This is a genomic window from Stenotrophomonas sp. DR822 (assembly GCF_019793815.1).
GTDB lineage: Bacteria > Pseudomonadota > Gammaproteobacteria > Xanthomonadales > Xanthomonadaceae > Stenotrophomonas > Stenotrophomonas indicatrix.
On the sequence record NZ_CP081826.1, the window covers coordinates 970,500 to 985,175 of the forward strand.

The following is a 14,676-nucleotide window of genomic DNA, read 5'->3' on the forward strand; positions in this document are numbered from 1 at the left end:
TGCGGCGGAACAGCAATAACGCTATGCGTTATTGTTTGAGAGGAATCACGCGGATTTCGACGCGACGGTTCTTGGCACGGCCGGCATCGGTGCTGTTGTCAGCGATCGGGTAGGCCTTGCCAGCACCCAGGGTTTCGATGCGCACGCTCTGCACGCCCTGGCCGATCAGGTACTGCGCCACCGAATCAGCACGTTCCTTGGACAGGCGGTTGTTGACCGCGTCGCTGCCGATGCTGTCGGTGTGGCCGACCACTTCGATCATGGTCTGGTTGTACTCGCGCAGGGTGCCGGCAACGCCATTGAGCGAACCGTAGAACTGCGGCTTCAGTGCCGACTTGCCGAAGTCGAAGGTGATCCCGTCGGGCAGGTTCAGCATGATGTTGTCGCCCTGGCGCTCGACGTCGATGCCGGTGTTGGCGGTGCGCTCGCGCAGCGCGCGCTCCTGGCGATCCTGATACTGGCCCACCGCGGCGCCACTGAGCGCCCCGATACCGGCACCGATCAGCGCATGCTGGCGACGTTCGGTCGCGCTGTCGCCGGTCAGCAGGCCGGCGGCCACGCCGATGGCGGTACCGATCAGGGCATTTCGGCCGGTGCGGTTCTGCTGCTCGGTCGGGTTGCCGTACGGATCACTCTGCACATAGGAGCCGCCGGTGGCGCAGGCCGACAGGACGGCCGCACTCATCAGGGCCAGTGCGACGTTGCGGGTGGTGTTGCGGATCATGGTGTTCTCCTTGGTTTCCGGTCGGGCCGGCGGCTTGCGGGCGGCAACGAGGATAAACAGCCGGACGCGATGTCGGGATGATGATCGTACCGGTCGACAGGGACGTGTTCAGCTAGCTGTCTGGACCGCTCAGCCAGCGCTTTACCCCGCCGCCGACTGACGGTAGGCGGCCAGAGCGGCATCCCGGCCAGCCGCCAGGTCCACCAGCGGCGTGCGCGGGTAGCCGGGCGCCAGCTCGGCCAACAGGAGCGGATGCTGCCATGGAGCGAACCGCGCCTTCACCGGCAGCGCCGCCAGCTCAGGCACCCAGCGGCTGATGTAGCGCGCCTGCGGATCGAACTTCTCGGCCTGTGTGACGGGATTGAACACGCGGAAATACGGAGCCGCGTCTGCACCGGTGCCGGCCACCCACTGCCAGCCCATCGTGTTGTTGGCCAGGTCGGCATCCACCAGCGTGTCCCAGAACCAGCGCGCACCGTGCAGCCAATGCGCACGCAGGTGCTTGCACAGGTAGCTGGCAACGATCATCCGCACCCGGTTGTGCATGTAGCCGGTATGCCAGAGCTCGCGCAGGCCAGCATCGACGATGGGGACGCCGGTATTGCCGCGCTGCCAGTCGTGCAGCTGGGCGGCACTGGGGCTGGCCCACGGGAAGCGATCGAAGCGTGGATTGAGGTTGTCGGTCGGCGTCTTCGGGAAGTGGTGCAGCAGGTGATGGGCAAAGTCACGCCAGCCAAGCTGGCGCAGGTAGCCGTCGATATCGGCATCGGTACCGGCACTGCGCAGGCCTTCCAGCGCGTGGGCGATGCGCCACGGCGCGATCTCGCCGAAATGCAGGTGCGGCGACAGCCGCGAGGTACCGACCCGGTCCGGCAGGTCGCGCTGCTCGCGATAGCCGCGCAGCGCACCATCCTCGAACACGGACAACGCCTCGAGCGCACCGGTCTCGCCCGGCTGCCAATGTTCCCAGAACCCGGTGTCCCAGTGCAGGGTGGGCGCCAGCTGCAGCGTATCCAGCGCGAGGCTGTCCACCGTATGCGCCGGCAGCGTCTCCGGTGCGGCCTGCAAGGCGGGCAAGCGCCAGTGGCTGAGTACATTGCGCCAGTACGGAGTGAATACCTTGTAGGGCTGCCCCTGCTGGGTGGCGATGTCCCAGGGCTCGAACAGCAGGCTGCCGTTGCAGCTCTGCGCATCGATGCCCTGCTCGCGCAGCGTGCGTTTGATGGCGGCATCGCGCGGTTGCGTCGCCGGTTCGTACTTGCGGTTCCAGTACACCGCCTCGGCGCCGGTCTGCTGCACCAGCTCCAGCAGGGTCGGCAGGCTGTCACCGCCGCGCAGGACCAGCGATGACCCCCGTACACGCAGGCCGGCATCCAGTGCCGCCAGCGAACGATGGCGCCACGCATTGGAGGCCGCGCCCGGCGCCCACTCGCCCTCTTCATGCGGCGCGTGGATGTACACCGGCACCACATCGTGGCCCGCTTCCAGCGCTGCCTGCAGCGCCGGATTGTCCTGCAACCGCAGGTCCCGACGGAACCATACCAACGCTACCGACACGTGCACTGCCTCTCAGTTGCTGGGCGGCCATGATAGCCAGTGAAGGTGAAGGCGATGCGTGCGACCGGCTCTGCTAGGCTGCGCGCTCTTCCGCTTCCGCCCGGCCCACGTCATGGATGATCTTCGCGCCACGTTTGCCCGCTTCGGCGCCCTGCAGCCTCAATCTGCCGACGCGTGGCAGGGGCCGTTCCCGCTGCCGGGCGTGCTGGCCGGATTCTATGCGCGCGTCGGCCCGTTCGGCGAGGTATTCAATCCTGCAAAAGGCCCCTGCGGCATCACCATTCCAGGCCTTGAGGTGTGGATACCGCCCCTGCAGCGCCTGTGGGCCTATCAGGCAGGCTATCGCTGGAACGGCAACGATGGAGAACCGATCAGCGACTGGCCGGCGCAGTGGCTGGTGATCGCCGACCGTGGCGCCGATCCCCTCATCCTCGACATCGACGACGGCCGCGTGCTGTTCGCCCGGCATGGTGCGGGCCACTGGGACGCCGATGACTTCGCCGCCGACGTGCCGACCCTGATGGCCGCGTTGGCTGCGGCCGGCAGCGTTTACCTCGATGCCGATGAGGATCTGTACAGCGATGACGACGATGGCGGGATCCGTCCGGTTCATCGCGACGCGGCGCTGCGCGCTGTCGCTGTGGTGTTGGGCAGCACGGATGAAGCGGATCTGTTCCTGGACGCGATGCAGTAGAGCCACGCCTTGCGTGGATGGTGCACGGAAAGGTTCAATCCACGCGTGGCGTGGATCCACTTCTGGACTGCTGCATCGCTTCGTTGATCACCCGTCCGTCGTTCTTTCCTGCGGCACCTGCTCCGGCTGAGCGGCCAGGAGCGGGTGCAGTACGGTATCGGCAGCAGCCACCGCGCCCACCACCAACAGCAGGGCAACGGCGATGGCGGCCATCGGAACGAGGTGCGGGCGTGTGCTCATCGGTCGTTCCTCACTCCCAGCACCGGTCGGTGCGGCCCTTGGCGGTCTGCGCACGCGTGCAGTCACGCGGCGCGATCCGTCCCTCCTGCTGCTCCAGCCGTTGCTTGCCGCCATTGTCATCGCGCTTCAGCTCGAAGGCGTCGTACAGGCGCCCGGTCACCGTGCGGGCCTCGTAGCGAAGGCGCTGCGGATCGATGCGCAACACCTGGAACAGCTGGGTGTCTTCGCCCACAGGGTCCATCGTCCTGCGTGCTTCGTCCGACAGGCGGTACTGCTTCGGTCCGGCCACCGTCACCACGTACTGCGGTGTTGCCGCCTGCCCTTCGCCGCGACGGCCGTAGGTATGGTCATGCCCCTGCAGTACCAGATCCACCTTGTGACGGCGCACCACCGGCAGCAGCACCTTGCGCAGGGCAGCATTCTCGCGGCCCTCGCGCGGCGAATAGAACGGCTGGTGCAGCAGCACGATCGTCCACGGCTGCCGGTTGCCGGCCAGCACCTTGTCCAACCACTGTGCCTGCGCCTTGGCGGTACCGAGATCCAGCGCCGAGGTGCCATCGACCACGGCCACGCGCACGCCCTGTGCGTCGAACCAGTAGCTGGTACCCGCCGCCGCGCTGGCACCGTTGCCCGGCAGGGCGAAGGTCACCGGCCAATGGCGGCCCAGCACACGGCGCTCCTGTGGCGTGTCCTCGAACTCCTCGAAGTACTCGTGGTTGCCGATCGCCGGCGCCACCAGCGTCTCCTGTGCCAGCCAGCTGGTGGCGGCGAACCATTCGCCCCATTCGCTGTCGTCCATGTTGTCGCCACCGCTGACCAGGTCGCCGGCAAACAAGCTGATCCGTGCATCCGGCGCGGCCTTCTGTGCGGCCCGCACCACGCGGCTTACATGGCTGACGTTCTTGTTCTGGGTATCGCCGAAATACAGCAGGGTCAGCGGCTGGTCGGCAGCGGCCAGCGTACGCAGCTGGTTCCACGCGCTCCAGCTGCCATTGCCCTGTACGCGGTAGACATACAGGGTGTCCGGCTGCAAACCATCGATGTCGGCGCGATGATGATGCGACAGGCCGTTCTCGGTCTGCAGCACCTGGGTCTTCGCGCGCACCTGGACGATGCCCTCGATGGCCGGCGAATCGTCGGCCCGTGCGATTTCCAGCAGCGGCGACTGCACGCTGCCATCAGTGCGCCAGGCCACTGCGAAACCGTGGCTGGGGTCGACCGATGGAGAGGCAACGATGCGGTCCGGCACCGGTGTGGCCGCGTAGTAGCGGCTGCCCGACGGCACCTGCGTATTGGGCTCGGCCGCAGCCATCGCCATCGATGGCAATGCCAGCAGCAGCCCGATCGCAAGCAGGCGCACCAAACGCGCGCTCACGAGCCACACTCCAGCGGCAGGGCCAACTGCTTGGCGATGCTCTCCCAGTCGAAGGCCACCACGCCCTGGTCATCGTGCACCGCATACAGGGCGCCGTGCGGGAACCGTGGCGTTGGCTGCTGCATCATCCAGATGCCATCGGTGTTGGCCACGGTATTGCCCTGGAACGCACCCACCGGCTTCAGCGTATGGCGGTCGAACAGATGGAACACGCTGCGCTGCTTGCCCTGCTCGGTGGTGATCCACCAGCCGTCCTTGCCGCAGGTGCGCAGCATCACGCCTTCGGCCTGCGCCTTGAACACGTCGCGGCCGAAGGTGGTGCCGGTGAAGCGCCCCGCCAGGGTGTAGACCTTGAATTCGCTGGCGTAGCTTTCGTCCTCTTCGGCGATCAGCAGGCGATCATTGGCCGGATCCCCCCAGATCGATTCGACCACACGCAACGCGCCGGCTTCGCTGGTATCACCGATGCTGGCCGACAGTGTTGCCTGCACCTTCGTGCCATCGCGGGACACGTGGTACTGGCGCACGCGCTTGTCCAGCTCAGCCAGCGGCGGCAGGATGTCCTTGCCCTGTGCGTCCTCGCCGTTGTCCCAGGAGTCGGTGACGTAGACGCTGTAGCCATCGGCACGGCGGTCCACCCACAGGCCGTAGGGCTTGCGCAGGTCGTCGGCACCGAAGGTGGCCAACGGAGTGAAGTCCGGCAGCGAAAGCACCTGCACACGGTGGTTGTCGCGCTCGACAATCCACAGCAGGTCATCGATCACCGCGATGCCGTTGGGACGATCGAACTGGCCCAGGCCGGTGCCGGTGCTGCCGACGTCGCGCAGGTGCTGGCCGTTGCTGCCGTCGTAGACCACCAGCTTGTCGGTGGCCTTGGCCGTGGCGATCAGCCAGGTCGTGCCATCCGGCGCCTGCCAGGACGCGGGCGAATCGATGTTGTCGGCCGGGGTCATCGGGGTCAGGAAGGCCTCGGCGATGGTCGCCACGTTGCGCTCGACCGGAGCCACAACGCCTGTTGCTGCAGCCGCTGCCGACGCCTTGTCCGCGGCCGGCGTGCAGCCGGCGGCAAGAACGGCTGCCAGCGAGGCCGCCATCAGGGTCATGCAACGCGCCATCACAGCGCCACCTTCAGGCCCACGGCGTAGGTGCGGCCGTATTCCTCCATCTGCAGGGTGCGCGAGCGCGTGCCCTGGTACAGCTCCAACGGCTTGTCCAGCAGGTTCTGCGCTTCAAAATACACGCTCACGTTCGCGTTGAACTTGTAGTCCAGCGAGAAGTCGAGCTGGGTGTTGGGCGCCACGTAGATGTCGAACGCACGGCCCTTGCCGATGCTGTCCAGGTACTCGCTGCGGTACACCGCCGCCAGACGCGTGCTCAGGCCGTACTTTTCATAGCCGATGTGGGCGCTGTACACGTGCTTGGAGGCACGCGGCAGGGTGAAATCCTCACCGGCGCGATCCTCGATGCCAGCGTCGAATCCGGTATCCAGCCAGGTGCCGCTGGCGCCCACCAGCAGGCCGTCCAGGCCGGCGGGCAGGAAGGCCAGCTGCTGCTGCCAGTTCAGCTCCGCACCACGCACGGTGGCTTTGCGGCCATTGATCGGCTGGGTCACGTCGAAACCACCGTAGGCCGGATCATTGGTGCGCACCGTCTCGACGATATAGCCGTCGATGGACTTGTGGAACAGACCGAGCGAAACGATGCCGGTGCTGCCGAGGTACTTCTCCACCGACAGGTCGATGTTCTTCGACTCGTACGGGTCCAGCTCAGGATTGCCCAGGCGCACTTCCTCGTCGCCGCGGCTGTAGCCCACGCGCGGCGAGATATCGCCGAAGGACGGGCGCGAAACGGTCTTGTTGGCCGACGCGCGCAGCACCCAGTCATCGGCTGCGTCGTAGCGCAGGTGCAGGCCCGGCAGTACGTTGGTGTAGCTGCTGTTGGCCACGCGCGGGGTTACGGTGTAGCTGCGGCCGTTGGCCGCCACATCGACCTGGTTGCCCTCGGCCTTGAAGCGGGTGTTCTCCACACGCACGCCACCGATGATGCGCAGCGCACCGACATCCCAGGTGCCCATGGCGTAGCTGGCGAAGATGTCTTCACTGGCGGTGTAGTCCTCTTCCAGCGAGGTCATCGCGTTGGCGCCGACATCCTGCGGACGGGCACTGAACTGGCCACGGTTGGCCGCCCAGTACGCGCGCATCGCGCCCGAATCCATGCCGTCACCCAGGGTGCCGTGGCGGTGATCCGGGGAGCCGGTGGTCCAGCTGGACAGGGCAACCTTCGGGCCGACGCGCAGTTCGCTTTCGTCGACGTTGACGTCGCGGTCGCGCCAGCGCCCCAGCAGGCCGAACTTGATGCTGCTGCTGTCGCCGTCGAAGCGGACGTTGACCTGTGCACTGTGCTCCTTGTCGTTCACCTGCTTGGGTGAAATCACGAAGCGGTCGAACGCGTAGTTCGCGTTGTCCATCCACTGCGGATTGTCGAAGCTGTAGCTGGGCATTCGACTGCTCTGGTCCAGCGTACCGTTGAAGGCCTTGCCGTTGAGCTTGAAGCGCGCCTCCATTTCATCGTTCACCCGCTCTTCGGTTCGGGTGAAACCAACCTTGTAATCGACCACGGCGTTGGTCAGCGTGTTCTCGCCGCCCAGGCTGGCCGCAAAGGTGTTTTCTTCCTTGGTGCGGTAGCGCATGCGCTTGTCGATGGAATCCTTCGGCATGCCGTCCAACCGGTACTGGTCGGTACCGGTCTTCACCATCTTGGCGTCATCGAAGTTGAAGATCACCCGCTGGCGGGTTTCGGCATCATCGAACTGGCTGTACAGCGCACGCAGGTAGTACTTGCTGTCCTCGTTCGGGCGCCAGTCCAGGTTGAGGTTGGCGCCGATGCGCTTGCGCTCGATCTCATACTTGCGGTGCTGCAGGTTGATCGCGGTGACGTCGCCCGGTGCGGCATCGTCTTCGCCGTCGTACTCCACTTCGGTGTTGTCCGATTCGAACGTGCGCTTCTGGTAGTTCACGCCCAGCGCGACGCCGAAGGTGTCGTTGAACACTTCGCTGTAGTTGAAGGCCGCCTTCGGGCTGGTTTCGCCGGACAGCTGCTGGTGGCTGGCTTCGATCTTGCCACGCAGGCTGCGGCCGTCACGATCGAAGGCCGAGGCCGATTCAACCAGGATCGCGCCGCCGATGGCGTCGCCCGGCATGTCCGGGGTCGGCGACTTGACCACGCGCAGGCGTTCGGTCGAATCGGACGGAATCACATCCAGCGGCGCCGCGCGGCTGGAATCTTCCGGGGTGCCGATGGCGATGCCGTCGACGCTGACGCTGTTGAGGTTGGCATCCAGGCCACGCACCACCACGAACCGGCCTTCACCCTGGTCGCGGGTCACGCTGATGCCTGGCAGGCGCTGCAGCGACTCGGCCACGTTCTTGTCCGGGTACTGGCCCAGCGCGTCGGAGGACACGGCGTCTTCGATGGCATCGCTGCTGCGCTTCAGGTCGACGGCGCGTACCTGCGATTCCAGCTGCGCGCGCACTTCGATGCGGTCCAGATCGGTCGCTGCGGCGGCACCCCCTGCCACGGCAGCGGCAGCGTTTTCGGCCGCCAGCACCGACGGGCTGGCCGTCACCAGCAGCGAGAGGCTGATTGCCAGGCCCAACGTGTTCTTCTTCTGCACAGCTATCCCCAACGGTGTAAAGATTGGGTCAGCACGGTATGTCCGGCAGGTTGCATGGGCATGACACCGGTGGAGCCTGGCCTGCCGGACCCGGCTCGGCACCACCGCGCATTCCGCTTAAAATGGGGGCCTCCCCTTCTGCCAGACCCTCCCATGAAGATCGTCGAAGTGCGCCACCCGCTGGTGCAGCACAAGATCGGCCTGATGCGCAACGCCGCGCTCAGCACCAAGGATTTCCGCGAACTGGCCAACGAACTGGGCACGCTGCTGGCCTACGAGGCCACCGCCGACCTGGAAACCGAGCCGCACACCCTGCCGGGCTGGTCCGGCCCAGTCACCGTGCAGCGCATCGCCGGCGCCAAGATCACCGTGGTGCCGATCCTGCGCGCCGGCCTGGGCATGCTCAGCGGCGTGCTGTCGCTGATTCCGGCCGCCCGAGTCAGCGTGGTCGGCCTGCAGCGCGATGAGGAAACCCTGCAGCCGGTGCCCTACTTCGAGCGCCTGACCGGCCGCCTGGAAGAGCGCGACGCGCTGATCCTCGACCCGATGCTGGCCACCGGCGGCACCCTGATCGCCACCATCGACATGCTCAAGCGCGCCGGCGCCCGCCGGATCAAGGGTATCTTCCTGGTTGCCGCGCCGGAGGGCATCGAAGCGGTGAAGGCCGTGCACCCGGACGTGGAGATCTACACCGCCGCGATCGACGCGCAGCTCAACGACAAGGGCTACATCCTGCCGGGCCTGGGTGATGCCGGCGACCGCATCTTCGGTACCCGCGTGGGCTGAGATCGACCGGGGTCGGAGCGCTTTCGAAAGGAAGTGCTCCACCTGCTCCAGGCACCTTCACGCCGGCTTTGCAGCGACGGGAGAATGCTCCGCGCACCCGCCCTGCCCTGGAGCCACCATGAAAGCCTCTTTGCTGCTCGCCGCCGCCCTGCTGGTCGGCCTCCCGATTGCCGCCAACGCAGCCACCCCACAGCAACAGCGCATGGCCGACTGTGCAGCAAAGAACAAAGGGCTGAAAGGCGACGCCTACAAGTCCGCGCAGAGCGCATGCCTGAGTTCGCACGCAGCCGCACCGGCAACCCCTGCCACGCCGCAGGAGCGCATGAAGAAGTGCAACGCAGACGCTGCCACCAAAAAGCTCGCCGGCGACGCCCGCAAGACCTTCATGAGCAGCTGCCTCAAGGCATCGTAAAAAACTGCGAAGAAAGGCCCCATCCACGCATGGCGTGGATCTACTGACCGTCACTTGGAACCTGTCCGTCGAATGGGGTCAGAGCCCGTTGCCCAGCAACGGGATCCGACCCCGAAAGACTCACCGCGTGTCCCATCCGTCACCGGAAAACTGTCGAAGGCGGGGCGGTGTCGGATTGCGGGGTGTCAGCCGCATGGATGCGGCTGCAAAGCCTACAAGGACGTACTTGCGGCCTCCCCGCCATCCGACACCGCCCCGCCACCCCACGGACAGCCCGCTGTTGCTGTTGCTGTTGCTTCGGCTCCGGCCTCTGCAGGTGCAGGGCGCAGCCCTGCCGGCCAACCTCACCCCAGCGCACGCGCCTTCAGTTCGCCCTGCTCATGCAGCGTCACGAAACGTCCCTTCTCATCCCGCCCGAGCTGCGCCAACGCCACCTGCGGATCATGGGTGAAGAACAGATGCACGTTGCGCGCCAGCTTGTCTTCCAGGAACTGCCGCTTCTCGTCGATCAGCAGCTCGGCGTTGCGGTCGTACCCCATGGTGATCGGCACGTGCACCCACGAGCGACCCGGAATCAGATCGGCGCAGAACACCACGCCGCCGTGCGCCCCCTCGCCTGCGCGTGCCTGCCCGACGATCTCGGCCAGCATCAGCCCTGGCGTGTGCCCGTCGCTGTAGCTGAAACGCACGCTGTGGCCGAGCACCTTCGAATACTCGCCGTCCACCACTTCCAGGCGGCCACTGGCCTGCAGCAGGCCCGGCAGTTCTGGAATGAAGCTGGCGCGATCGCGCGGGTGCGGCTGCAGCGCGCGCTGCCAGTGCTGCGCACCGACCACGTACGTCGCATTGGGGAACAGCAGTTCCGGTTCACGGCCTTCGTGCCACGCGGCCAACAGGCCGCCGGCATGGTCGAAGTGCAGATGGCTGAGCACCACCACGTCGATGTCTTCGTGCTCGAAGCCGGCTTCGCGCAGTGAATCGATCAGCACATGCTGGCTTTCCTGCACGCCATAGCGCTCGCGCATGCGCGGCTCGAAGAACGCACCGATGCCGGTTTCGAACAGCACCGTCTTGCCTTCCAGCGGGCTCGCCAACAACGCACGACAGGCCAGCTCGATGCGGTTGAGCTCATCCGGTGCTGCCCACTTTTCCCACAACGCGCGCGGCGCGTTGCCGAACATTGCACCGCCATCCAGGCGTTGGGTATTACCGCGGATCGACCATAGTTTCATGAGGCAATTATCGGTGGCCGCTCGTTAAATAATCGCTAGTGGGGAAATGAAAAACCCCGCCGTTGCGGGCGGGGTTCCCAGGTTTGCGTCCGCCGGACATGGCCCGGCGCAACCGCCGGCTCAGGGAGCCGGCACGACCTGGGCACTGCCGACCGGGTTGCGCGGGTCGCTGCCGCCAAACAGCTTGTTGGCCTTGCGGTCCCACTCCACCGTCTGCAGGTTGCCCCACACGTGGCTGGAGCCGCGGCCGCCGGCAGCGACCTCGCCCGGCAGGTCGATCTTGTGGCCCATCGCCTGCAGCTGCTTGATGGTGCCAGCGTCGAAAGCATTGCTTTCCGCTTCGATCAGGTCCGGCAGCCACTGATGGTGGTAGCGCGGCAGCGCGGCGACCTGCTGCGCATCCAGGCCAGCGTCGTAGCCCAGGATACCCAGCAGCACCATGGTGATGATGCGGCTGCCACCGGGCGTGCCCAGCACGATCACCTTGTCGTCGTTTTCCATGAAGGTGGGCGTCATCGAGCTGAGCATGCGCTTGCCCGGCTTCGGCGCGTTGGCCGCGTAGCCCATCACGCCAAAGGCGTTGGGCGTTCCCGGCTTCAGCGCGAAGTCGTCCATCTCGTTGTTCAGCAGCACGCCGGTGCCCTTCGGAATCAGGCCCGAGCCGTACAGCAGGTTGACGGTCTGGGTGGCACCGACACGGTTGCCATCACGGTCGATGATCGAGAAGTGGGTGGTCTCGTCATCCTCCAGCGGCGTCGGGTTGCCCGACAGCAGGTCGCTGGGGGTCGCCTTTTCCGGGTGGATGGTGGCACGCAGGCCCTGCGCGTAATCCTTGCTGGCCAGCACCTTCTGCGGGATCTGCACGAAATCCGGGTCGCCGAGGAAGAAGGTGCGGTCACGGTAGGCACGACGCATCGACTCGACCACCAGATGGGTGCGGTGCGCGGCATCCATCTGCTTGATGTCCCAGCCTTCCAGGATCTGCAGCATGCTGGCCAGGGCTATGCCACCGGAGGACGGCGGCGGTGCGGTGGTGATCTTCCAGCCGTTGTAGTTGAAGACGATCGGCGCGCGCTGCTTGACGCGGTAGCCGGCAAGCTCTTCGGCGGTCCACTTGCCGCCCGCCTGCTTCACGCCGGCCAGCAGCAGCTTGCCGGTCTGGCCCTTGTAGAAGCCGTCGAAGCCACCGGCCGCCAGGCGCTCGAGGGTCTGCGCCAGTTCCGGCTGCTTGAACAGGTCACCGGTGGCTATCGGCCTGCCATTGCGCAGGTAGACCTCGCGCGTACCGGGATAACGCTCCATCACTTCACGGCGCGAGGCATAGCCCTTGGCCATGCGGTCGTACACCGGGAAGCCTTCACGCGCGATGCGGATCGCCGGCTGCAACGATGCCGCCAGCGGCAGCTTGCCGTGCTTGGCCGACAGTTCGACCAGCGCCGCCGGCAGGCCCGGAATGCCGGCCGACCACGGGCCGTTGACCGAGCGGTCGCGGTCCAGGTCACCCTTCTTGTCGAGGAAGGCCTGCGGCGTGGCCGCGGCCGGCGCGGTCTCGCGCGCGTCCAGCATCACGTCCTTGCCGGTGGCCGCATCGTGCAGCAGGAAGAAGCCGCCGCCACCGAGGCCGGAGCTGATCGGCTCGACCACCGCCAGGGTGGAAGACACCGCCACCGCCGCGTCGAAAGCGTTGCCGCCCTGGGCCAGGATGTCGACACCGGCCTGGGTGGCCAGGGCGTGACCGCTGGCGATGGCCGCGCCATCGGGGCGCTCGGCACGGACCGGGGCATCAGCCCAGGCGAGGGAACTCAGCAGCAGGCCGAGCAGCAACAGGGGGCGGGCGAACGACTTCATTCGGATGGGGGCTCCGCATAGAGTTCGGGATGATCGTGCTGCAGTTGGCGCAACTTGGCCAGCAGCTCGATTTCGGTTTCGACGATGTCCGGATCGGGGTCGATGCATTCGACCGGGCAGACGACCACGCACTGCGGCTCGTCGAAATGGCCCACGCACTCGGTACAGCGGGCGGGGTCGATCACGTAGATGGTTTCACCCATCGTGATGGCCTGGTTCGGGCAGGCCGGCTCGCATACGTCGCAGTTGACGCAGAGCTCATTGATTTTCAGCGACATGGCGATACTCCACGCCCGCGCCTTGGGACAAGGACCGGCCTGCGCGGGCGCGCGGGCCGGTCAGGTCATCAGCGGCGCCCATCGCAGGGCGCCGCCCGGGCCGTGCCGAAGCACGACCGCCTCGGCTCGGTCTTACTTGGCTTCGACGAAAATGTACTCGGCACCGGTCGGCTGGACCACGGCCTGCACGCGGGCGTTGTCGGCGGACTGGCCGATGAAGACGACGCGCACGCCCTTCATCGAATCCGGCGAGACATCCTTGAACACGGTCTGGATCATGTCAGCCATCTTGCCCGAGGCCGACGAACCGAAGGCCAGCATGTTGCCCGGCTGCACGCCACGGGCCACGGCCTGGGTCGCGCTTTCGGTCTGGCGCTCGTACTTGGCCTGGAAGTCCGGATCCGATTCCGGCGACAGGTAGTACAGGAACGGGCTGTTGGTGATGTTGCCCATGTTCTGGATGGCCACTTCCTGCAGGTACTTCTTCCAGCCTGCGTCGTCTTCCTTGGCCGGCGCGACCAGCGCCTGCTTGGCTTCGTCGACCGGAGCGGCTTCTTCCTTCTTGCAGGCGGTGAAAGCCAGGGCAAACGAAGCGATCAGCATCGCGCGCATGGTGTTGTTCATGGGTTTCCTCCCGGAATGTTGCGTGTTGGTGTGCGTAATGGAATGCGTGGTGCTACAGGATCTACTGCTGGCCAGGGCTTACGACTGCGCCGACTTCGCTTCGCGGACCTTGCGCAGCGCCTCGAGCACGGCGGCCGGCACGAAGCCGGACACATCGCCACCCAGGCGTGCGATCTCGCGGACCAGCGAGGACGAGATGAAGCTGTGCTGCTCGGCGGGGGTCAGGAACAGGGTCTCGACCTCCGGAATCAGGTGGCGGTTCATGCTCGCCATCTGGAATTCGTACTCGAAGTCGGACACCGCGCGCAGCCCGCGCAGCAGCACACCGCCCTGCACCGAACGAACAAAATGTGCCAGCAGCGTATCGAAGCCGATGACCTCGACGTTGCTGTGGTGGCCCAGGGCGCCACGCGCCAGCTGCACGCGCTGTTCCAGCGGCAGGGCCGGTCCCTTCGAGGGGCTCTGCGCCACGCCCACCACGACCTTTTCAAACAGCGGCGCGGCCCGGCTCACCAGGTCGATATGACCGTTGGTGATGGGGTCGAACGTGCCGGGATAGACGGCGATGCGGCGGTTGGCCACGGTCATGGGCGGTAGCAGATGTTCAGATGAGGTCAAAGTGTAGCAGCGGCGCGGCGGTACAGGGCAAAGCGCACCTCGCGGGTGCCGCCATCGCGGTGCAGCAACCATTCCGGGGGCAGCGCCGGCACGTGGCTGGCCGGCGATTCCAGGTACAGCCAGGCATCGGCGGCCAGGTGCCGCGGCAACTGGGCCAGCACGTCCTGCCACAGGCCATCGGCGAACGGCGGGTCGATGAACACCAGATCCGCCTGCTGTGCCGGCGCGGCCTGCAGCCAGCGCAGCGCATCGGCCTGGGCGACCGTCACGACGTCACCCGCCTGCAGTCTGGCCACGGCCGCCGACAGGTTGCGCGCCAGCTGCGGGTCGCGCTCGACCAGGGTGGCATGCGCAGCCCCGCGCGAGACCGCCTCCAGGCCCAGCGCGCCGCTGCCGGCGAACAGGTCCAGCACGCGCGCCCCGCCCAGCTTGGGCATCAACCAGTTGAACAGGGTCTCACGCACGCGGTCGCTGCTGGGCCGCAGGCCCGGCAGGGTCGGCACCGGCAGCCGGGTATTGCGCCAGCGCCCACCGATGATGCGCACCTGGCCTTCGTTGCCACCGCGGCCGCTCACAGGCGCCCCTGGCGAGGTTCATTCGAGAATTTCAGCATGA

The 14,676-nt window shown here is 66.5% G+C and carries 14 protein-coding genes and 1 pseudogene; 3 read left to right on the forward strand and 12 right to left on the reverse strand.

What is annotated here, in order from left to right:
* Positions 1 to 28: 28 nt before the first annotated feature.
* Positions 29 to 724, reverse strand: coding sequence for an OmpA family protein (locus K5K93_RS04405; RefSeq protein ID WP_049470452.1), 696 nt, complete (start codon positions 722 to 724; stop codon positions 29 to 31).
* 141 nt (positions 725 to 865) lie between these two features.
* Positions 866 to 2,281, reverse strand: coding sequence for a deoxyribodipyrimidine photo-lyase (locus tag K5K93_RS04410; protein ID WP_222389949.1), 1,416 nt, complete (start codon positions 2,279 to 2,281; stop codon positions 866 to 868).
* A gap of 112 nt (positions 2,282 to 2,393) precedes the next feature.
* Here K5K93_RS04410 and K5K93_RS04415 point away from each other — a divergent pair, with 112 nt between their 5' ends.
* On the forward strand, positions 2,394 to 2,975 hold the full coding sequence (locus K5K93_RS04415) for a hypothetical protein (protein WP_222389950.1): 582 nt from the start codon (positions 2,394 to 2,396) through the stop codon (positions 2,973 to 2,975).
* Between the two features lie 105 nt (positions 2,976 to 3,080).
* Here the strand turns inward: K5K93_RS04415 and K5K93_RS04420 are convergent.
* The 4 genes and pseudogenes from K5K93_RS04420 to K5K93_RS04435 all read right to left on the reverse strand — a co-directional run.
* A pseudogene (locus K5K93_RS04420) lies at positions 3,081 to 3,215 on the reverse strand (inorganic diphosphatase); the annotation flags it as partial.
* A 10-nt stretch (positions 3,216 to 3,225) separates the two neighbouring features.
* Positions 3,226 to 4,533: a metallophosphoesterase family protein gene (locus K5K93_RS04425; protein ID WP_093820186.1), complete on the reverse strand. Its 1,308-nt coding sequence runs from the start codon at positions 4,531 to 4,533 to the stop codon at positions 3,226 to 3,228.
* Positions 4,534 to 4,586: 53 nt separating this feature from the next.
* Entirely contained in the window at positions 4,587 to 5,705 is a 1,119-nt protein-coding gene (locus tag K5K93_RS04430) for a phytase (RefSeq protein ID WP_222389951.1), read from the reverse strand.
* Positions 5,705 to 8,263: a TonB-dependent receptor gene (locus K5K93_RS04435; RefSeq protein WP_222389952.1), complete on the reverse strand. Its 2,559-nt coding sequence runs from the start codon at positions 8,261 to 8,263 to the stop codon at positions 5,705 to 5,707. Before K5K93_RS04435 ends, K5K93_RS04430 begins: the two co-directional genes overlap by 1 nt.
* 153 nt (positions 8,264 to 8,416) lie before the next feature.
* Here K5K93_RS04435 and upp point away from each other — a divergent pair, with 153 nt between their 5' ends.
* Together upp and K5K93_RS04445 are read left to right on the forward strand one after the other, a co-directional pair.
* Complete coding sequence (upp, locus tag K5K93_RS04440; RefSeq protein WP_025878832.1) at positions 8,417 to 9,049, forward strand: uracil phosphoribosyltransferase; 633 nt, start codon at positions 8,417 to 8,419, stop codon at positions 9,047 to 9,049.
* A 118-nt stretch (positions 9,050 to 9,167) separates the two neighbouring features.
* Entirely contained in the window at positions 9,168 to 9,461 is a 294-nt protein-coding gene (locus tag K5K93_RS04445; RefSeq protein ID WP_222389953.1) for a PsiF family protein, read from the forward strand.
* A gap of 344 nt (positions 9,462 to 9,805) precedes the next feature.
* Here the strand turns inward: K5K93_RS04445 and K5K93_RS04450 are convergent, their stop codons facing one another.
* From K5K93_RS04450 to rsmD, 6 genes are all read right to left on the reverse strand, one after another.
* Positions 9,806 to 10,693 (reverse strand): MBL fold metallo-hydrolase, encoded by an 888-nt coding sequence (locus K5K93_RS04450; RefSeq protein ID WP_222389954.1) that lies wholly within the window; start codon positions 10,691 to 10,693, stop codon positions 9,806 to 9,808.
* A 120-nt stretch (positions 10,694 to 10,813) separates the two neighbouring features.
* Positions 10,814 to 12,541, reverse strand: a complete 1,728-nt coding sequence (gene ggt / locus K5K93_RS04455; RefSeq protein WP_222389955.1) for a gamma-glutamyltransferase — start codon at positions 12,539 to 12,541, stop codon at positions 10,814 to 10,816.
* Complete coding sequence (locus tag K5K93_RS04460) at positions 12,538 to 12,819, reverse strand: YfhL family 4Fe-4S dicluster ferredoxin (RefSeq protein WP_025878828.1); 282 nt, start codon at positions 12,817 to 12,819, stop codon at positions 12,538 to 12,540. The genes ggt and K5K93_RS04460 overlap by 4 nt, the downstream gene beginning before the upstream one ends.
* Before the next feature lie 132 nt (positions 12,820 to 12,951).
* Positions 12,952 to 13,443, reverse strand: coding sequence for a hypothetical protein (locus tag K5K93_RS04465; protein WP_025878827.1), 492 nt, complete (start codon positions 13,441 to 13,443; stop codon positions 12,952 to 12,954).
* Positions 13,444 to 13,521: 78 nt separating this feature from the next.
* Positions 13,522 to 14,031: a pantetheine-phosphate adenylyltransferase gene (gene coaD / locus K5K93_RS04470; protein ID WP_008267036.1), complete on the reverse strand. Its 510-nt coding sequence runs from the start codon at positions 14,029 to 14,031 to the stop codon at positions 13,522 to 13,524.
* Between the two features lie 26 nt (positions 14,032 to 14,057).
* A complete protein-coding gene (gene rsmD / locus K5K93_RS04475) occupies positions 14,058 to 14,636 on the reverse strand; it encodes a 16S rRNA (guanine(966)-N(2))-methyltransferase RsmD (RefSeq protein WP_093819966.1) in 579 nt (192 codons plus the stop codon).
* Positions 14,637 to 14,676: the final 40 nt, after the last annotated feature.

Coding starts and splice junctions, on each gene's coding strand:
- K5K93_RS04405 (WP_049470452.1), bottom strand. CDS start 724: ATGATCCGCAACACCACCCGCAACGTCGCACTGGCCCTGATGAGTGCG.
- K5K93_RS04415 (WP_222389950.1), top strand. CDS start 2,394: ATGGATGATCTTCGCGCCACGTTTGCCCGCTTCGGCGCCCTGCAGCCT.
- K5K93_RS04425 (WP_093820186.1), bottom strand. CDS start 4,533: ATGGCGATGGCTGCGGCCGAGCCCAATACGCAGGTGCCGTCGGGCAGC.
- K5K93_RS04430 (WP_222389951.1), bottom strand. CDS start 5,705: ATGGCGCGTTGCATGACCCTGATGGCGGCCTCGCTGGCAGCCGTTCTT.
- upp (WP_025878832.1), top strand. CDS start 8,417: ATGAAGATCGTCGAAGTGCGCCACCCGCTGGTGCAGCACAAGATCGGC.
- K5K93_RS04445 (WP_222389953.1), top strand. CDS start 9,168: ATGAAAGCCTCTTTGCTGCTCGCCGCCGCCCTGCTGGTCGGCCTCCCG.
- K5K93_RS04450 (WP_222389954.1), bottom strand. CDS start 10,693: ATGAAACTATGGTCGATCCGCGGTAATACCCAACGCCTGGATGGCGGT.
- ggt (WP_222389955.1), bottom strand. CDS start 12,541: ATGAAGTCGTTCGCCCGCCCCCTGTTGCTGCTCGGCCTGCTGCTGAGT.
- K5K93_RS04460 (WP_025878828.1), bottom strand. CDS start 12,819: ATGTCGCTGAAAATCAATGAGCTCTGCGTCAACTGCGACGTATGCGAG.
- K5K93_RS04465 (WP_025878827.1), bottom strand. CDS start 13,443: ATGAACAACACCATGCGCGCGATGCTGATCGCTTCGTTTGCCCTGGCT.
- coaD (WP_008267036.1), bottom strand. CDS start 14,031: ATGACCGTGGCCAACCGCCGCATCGCCGTCTATCCCGGCACGTTCGAC.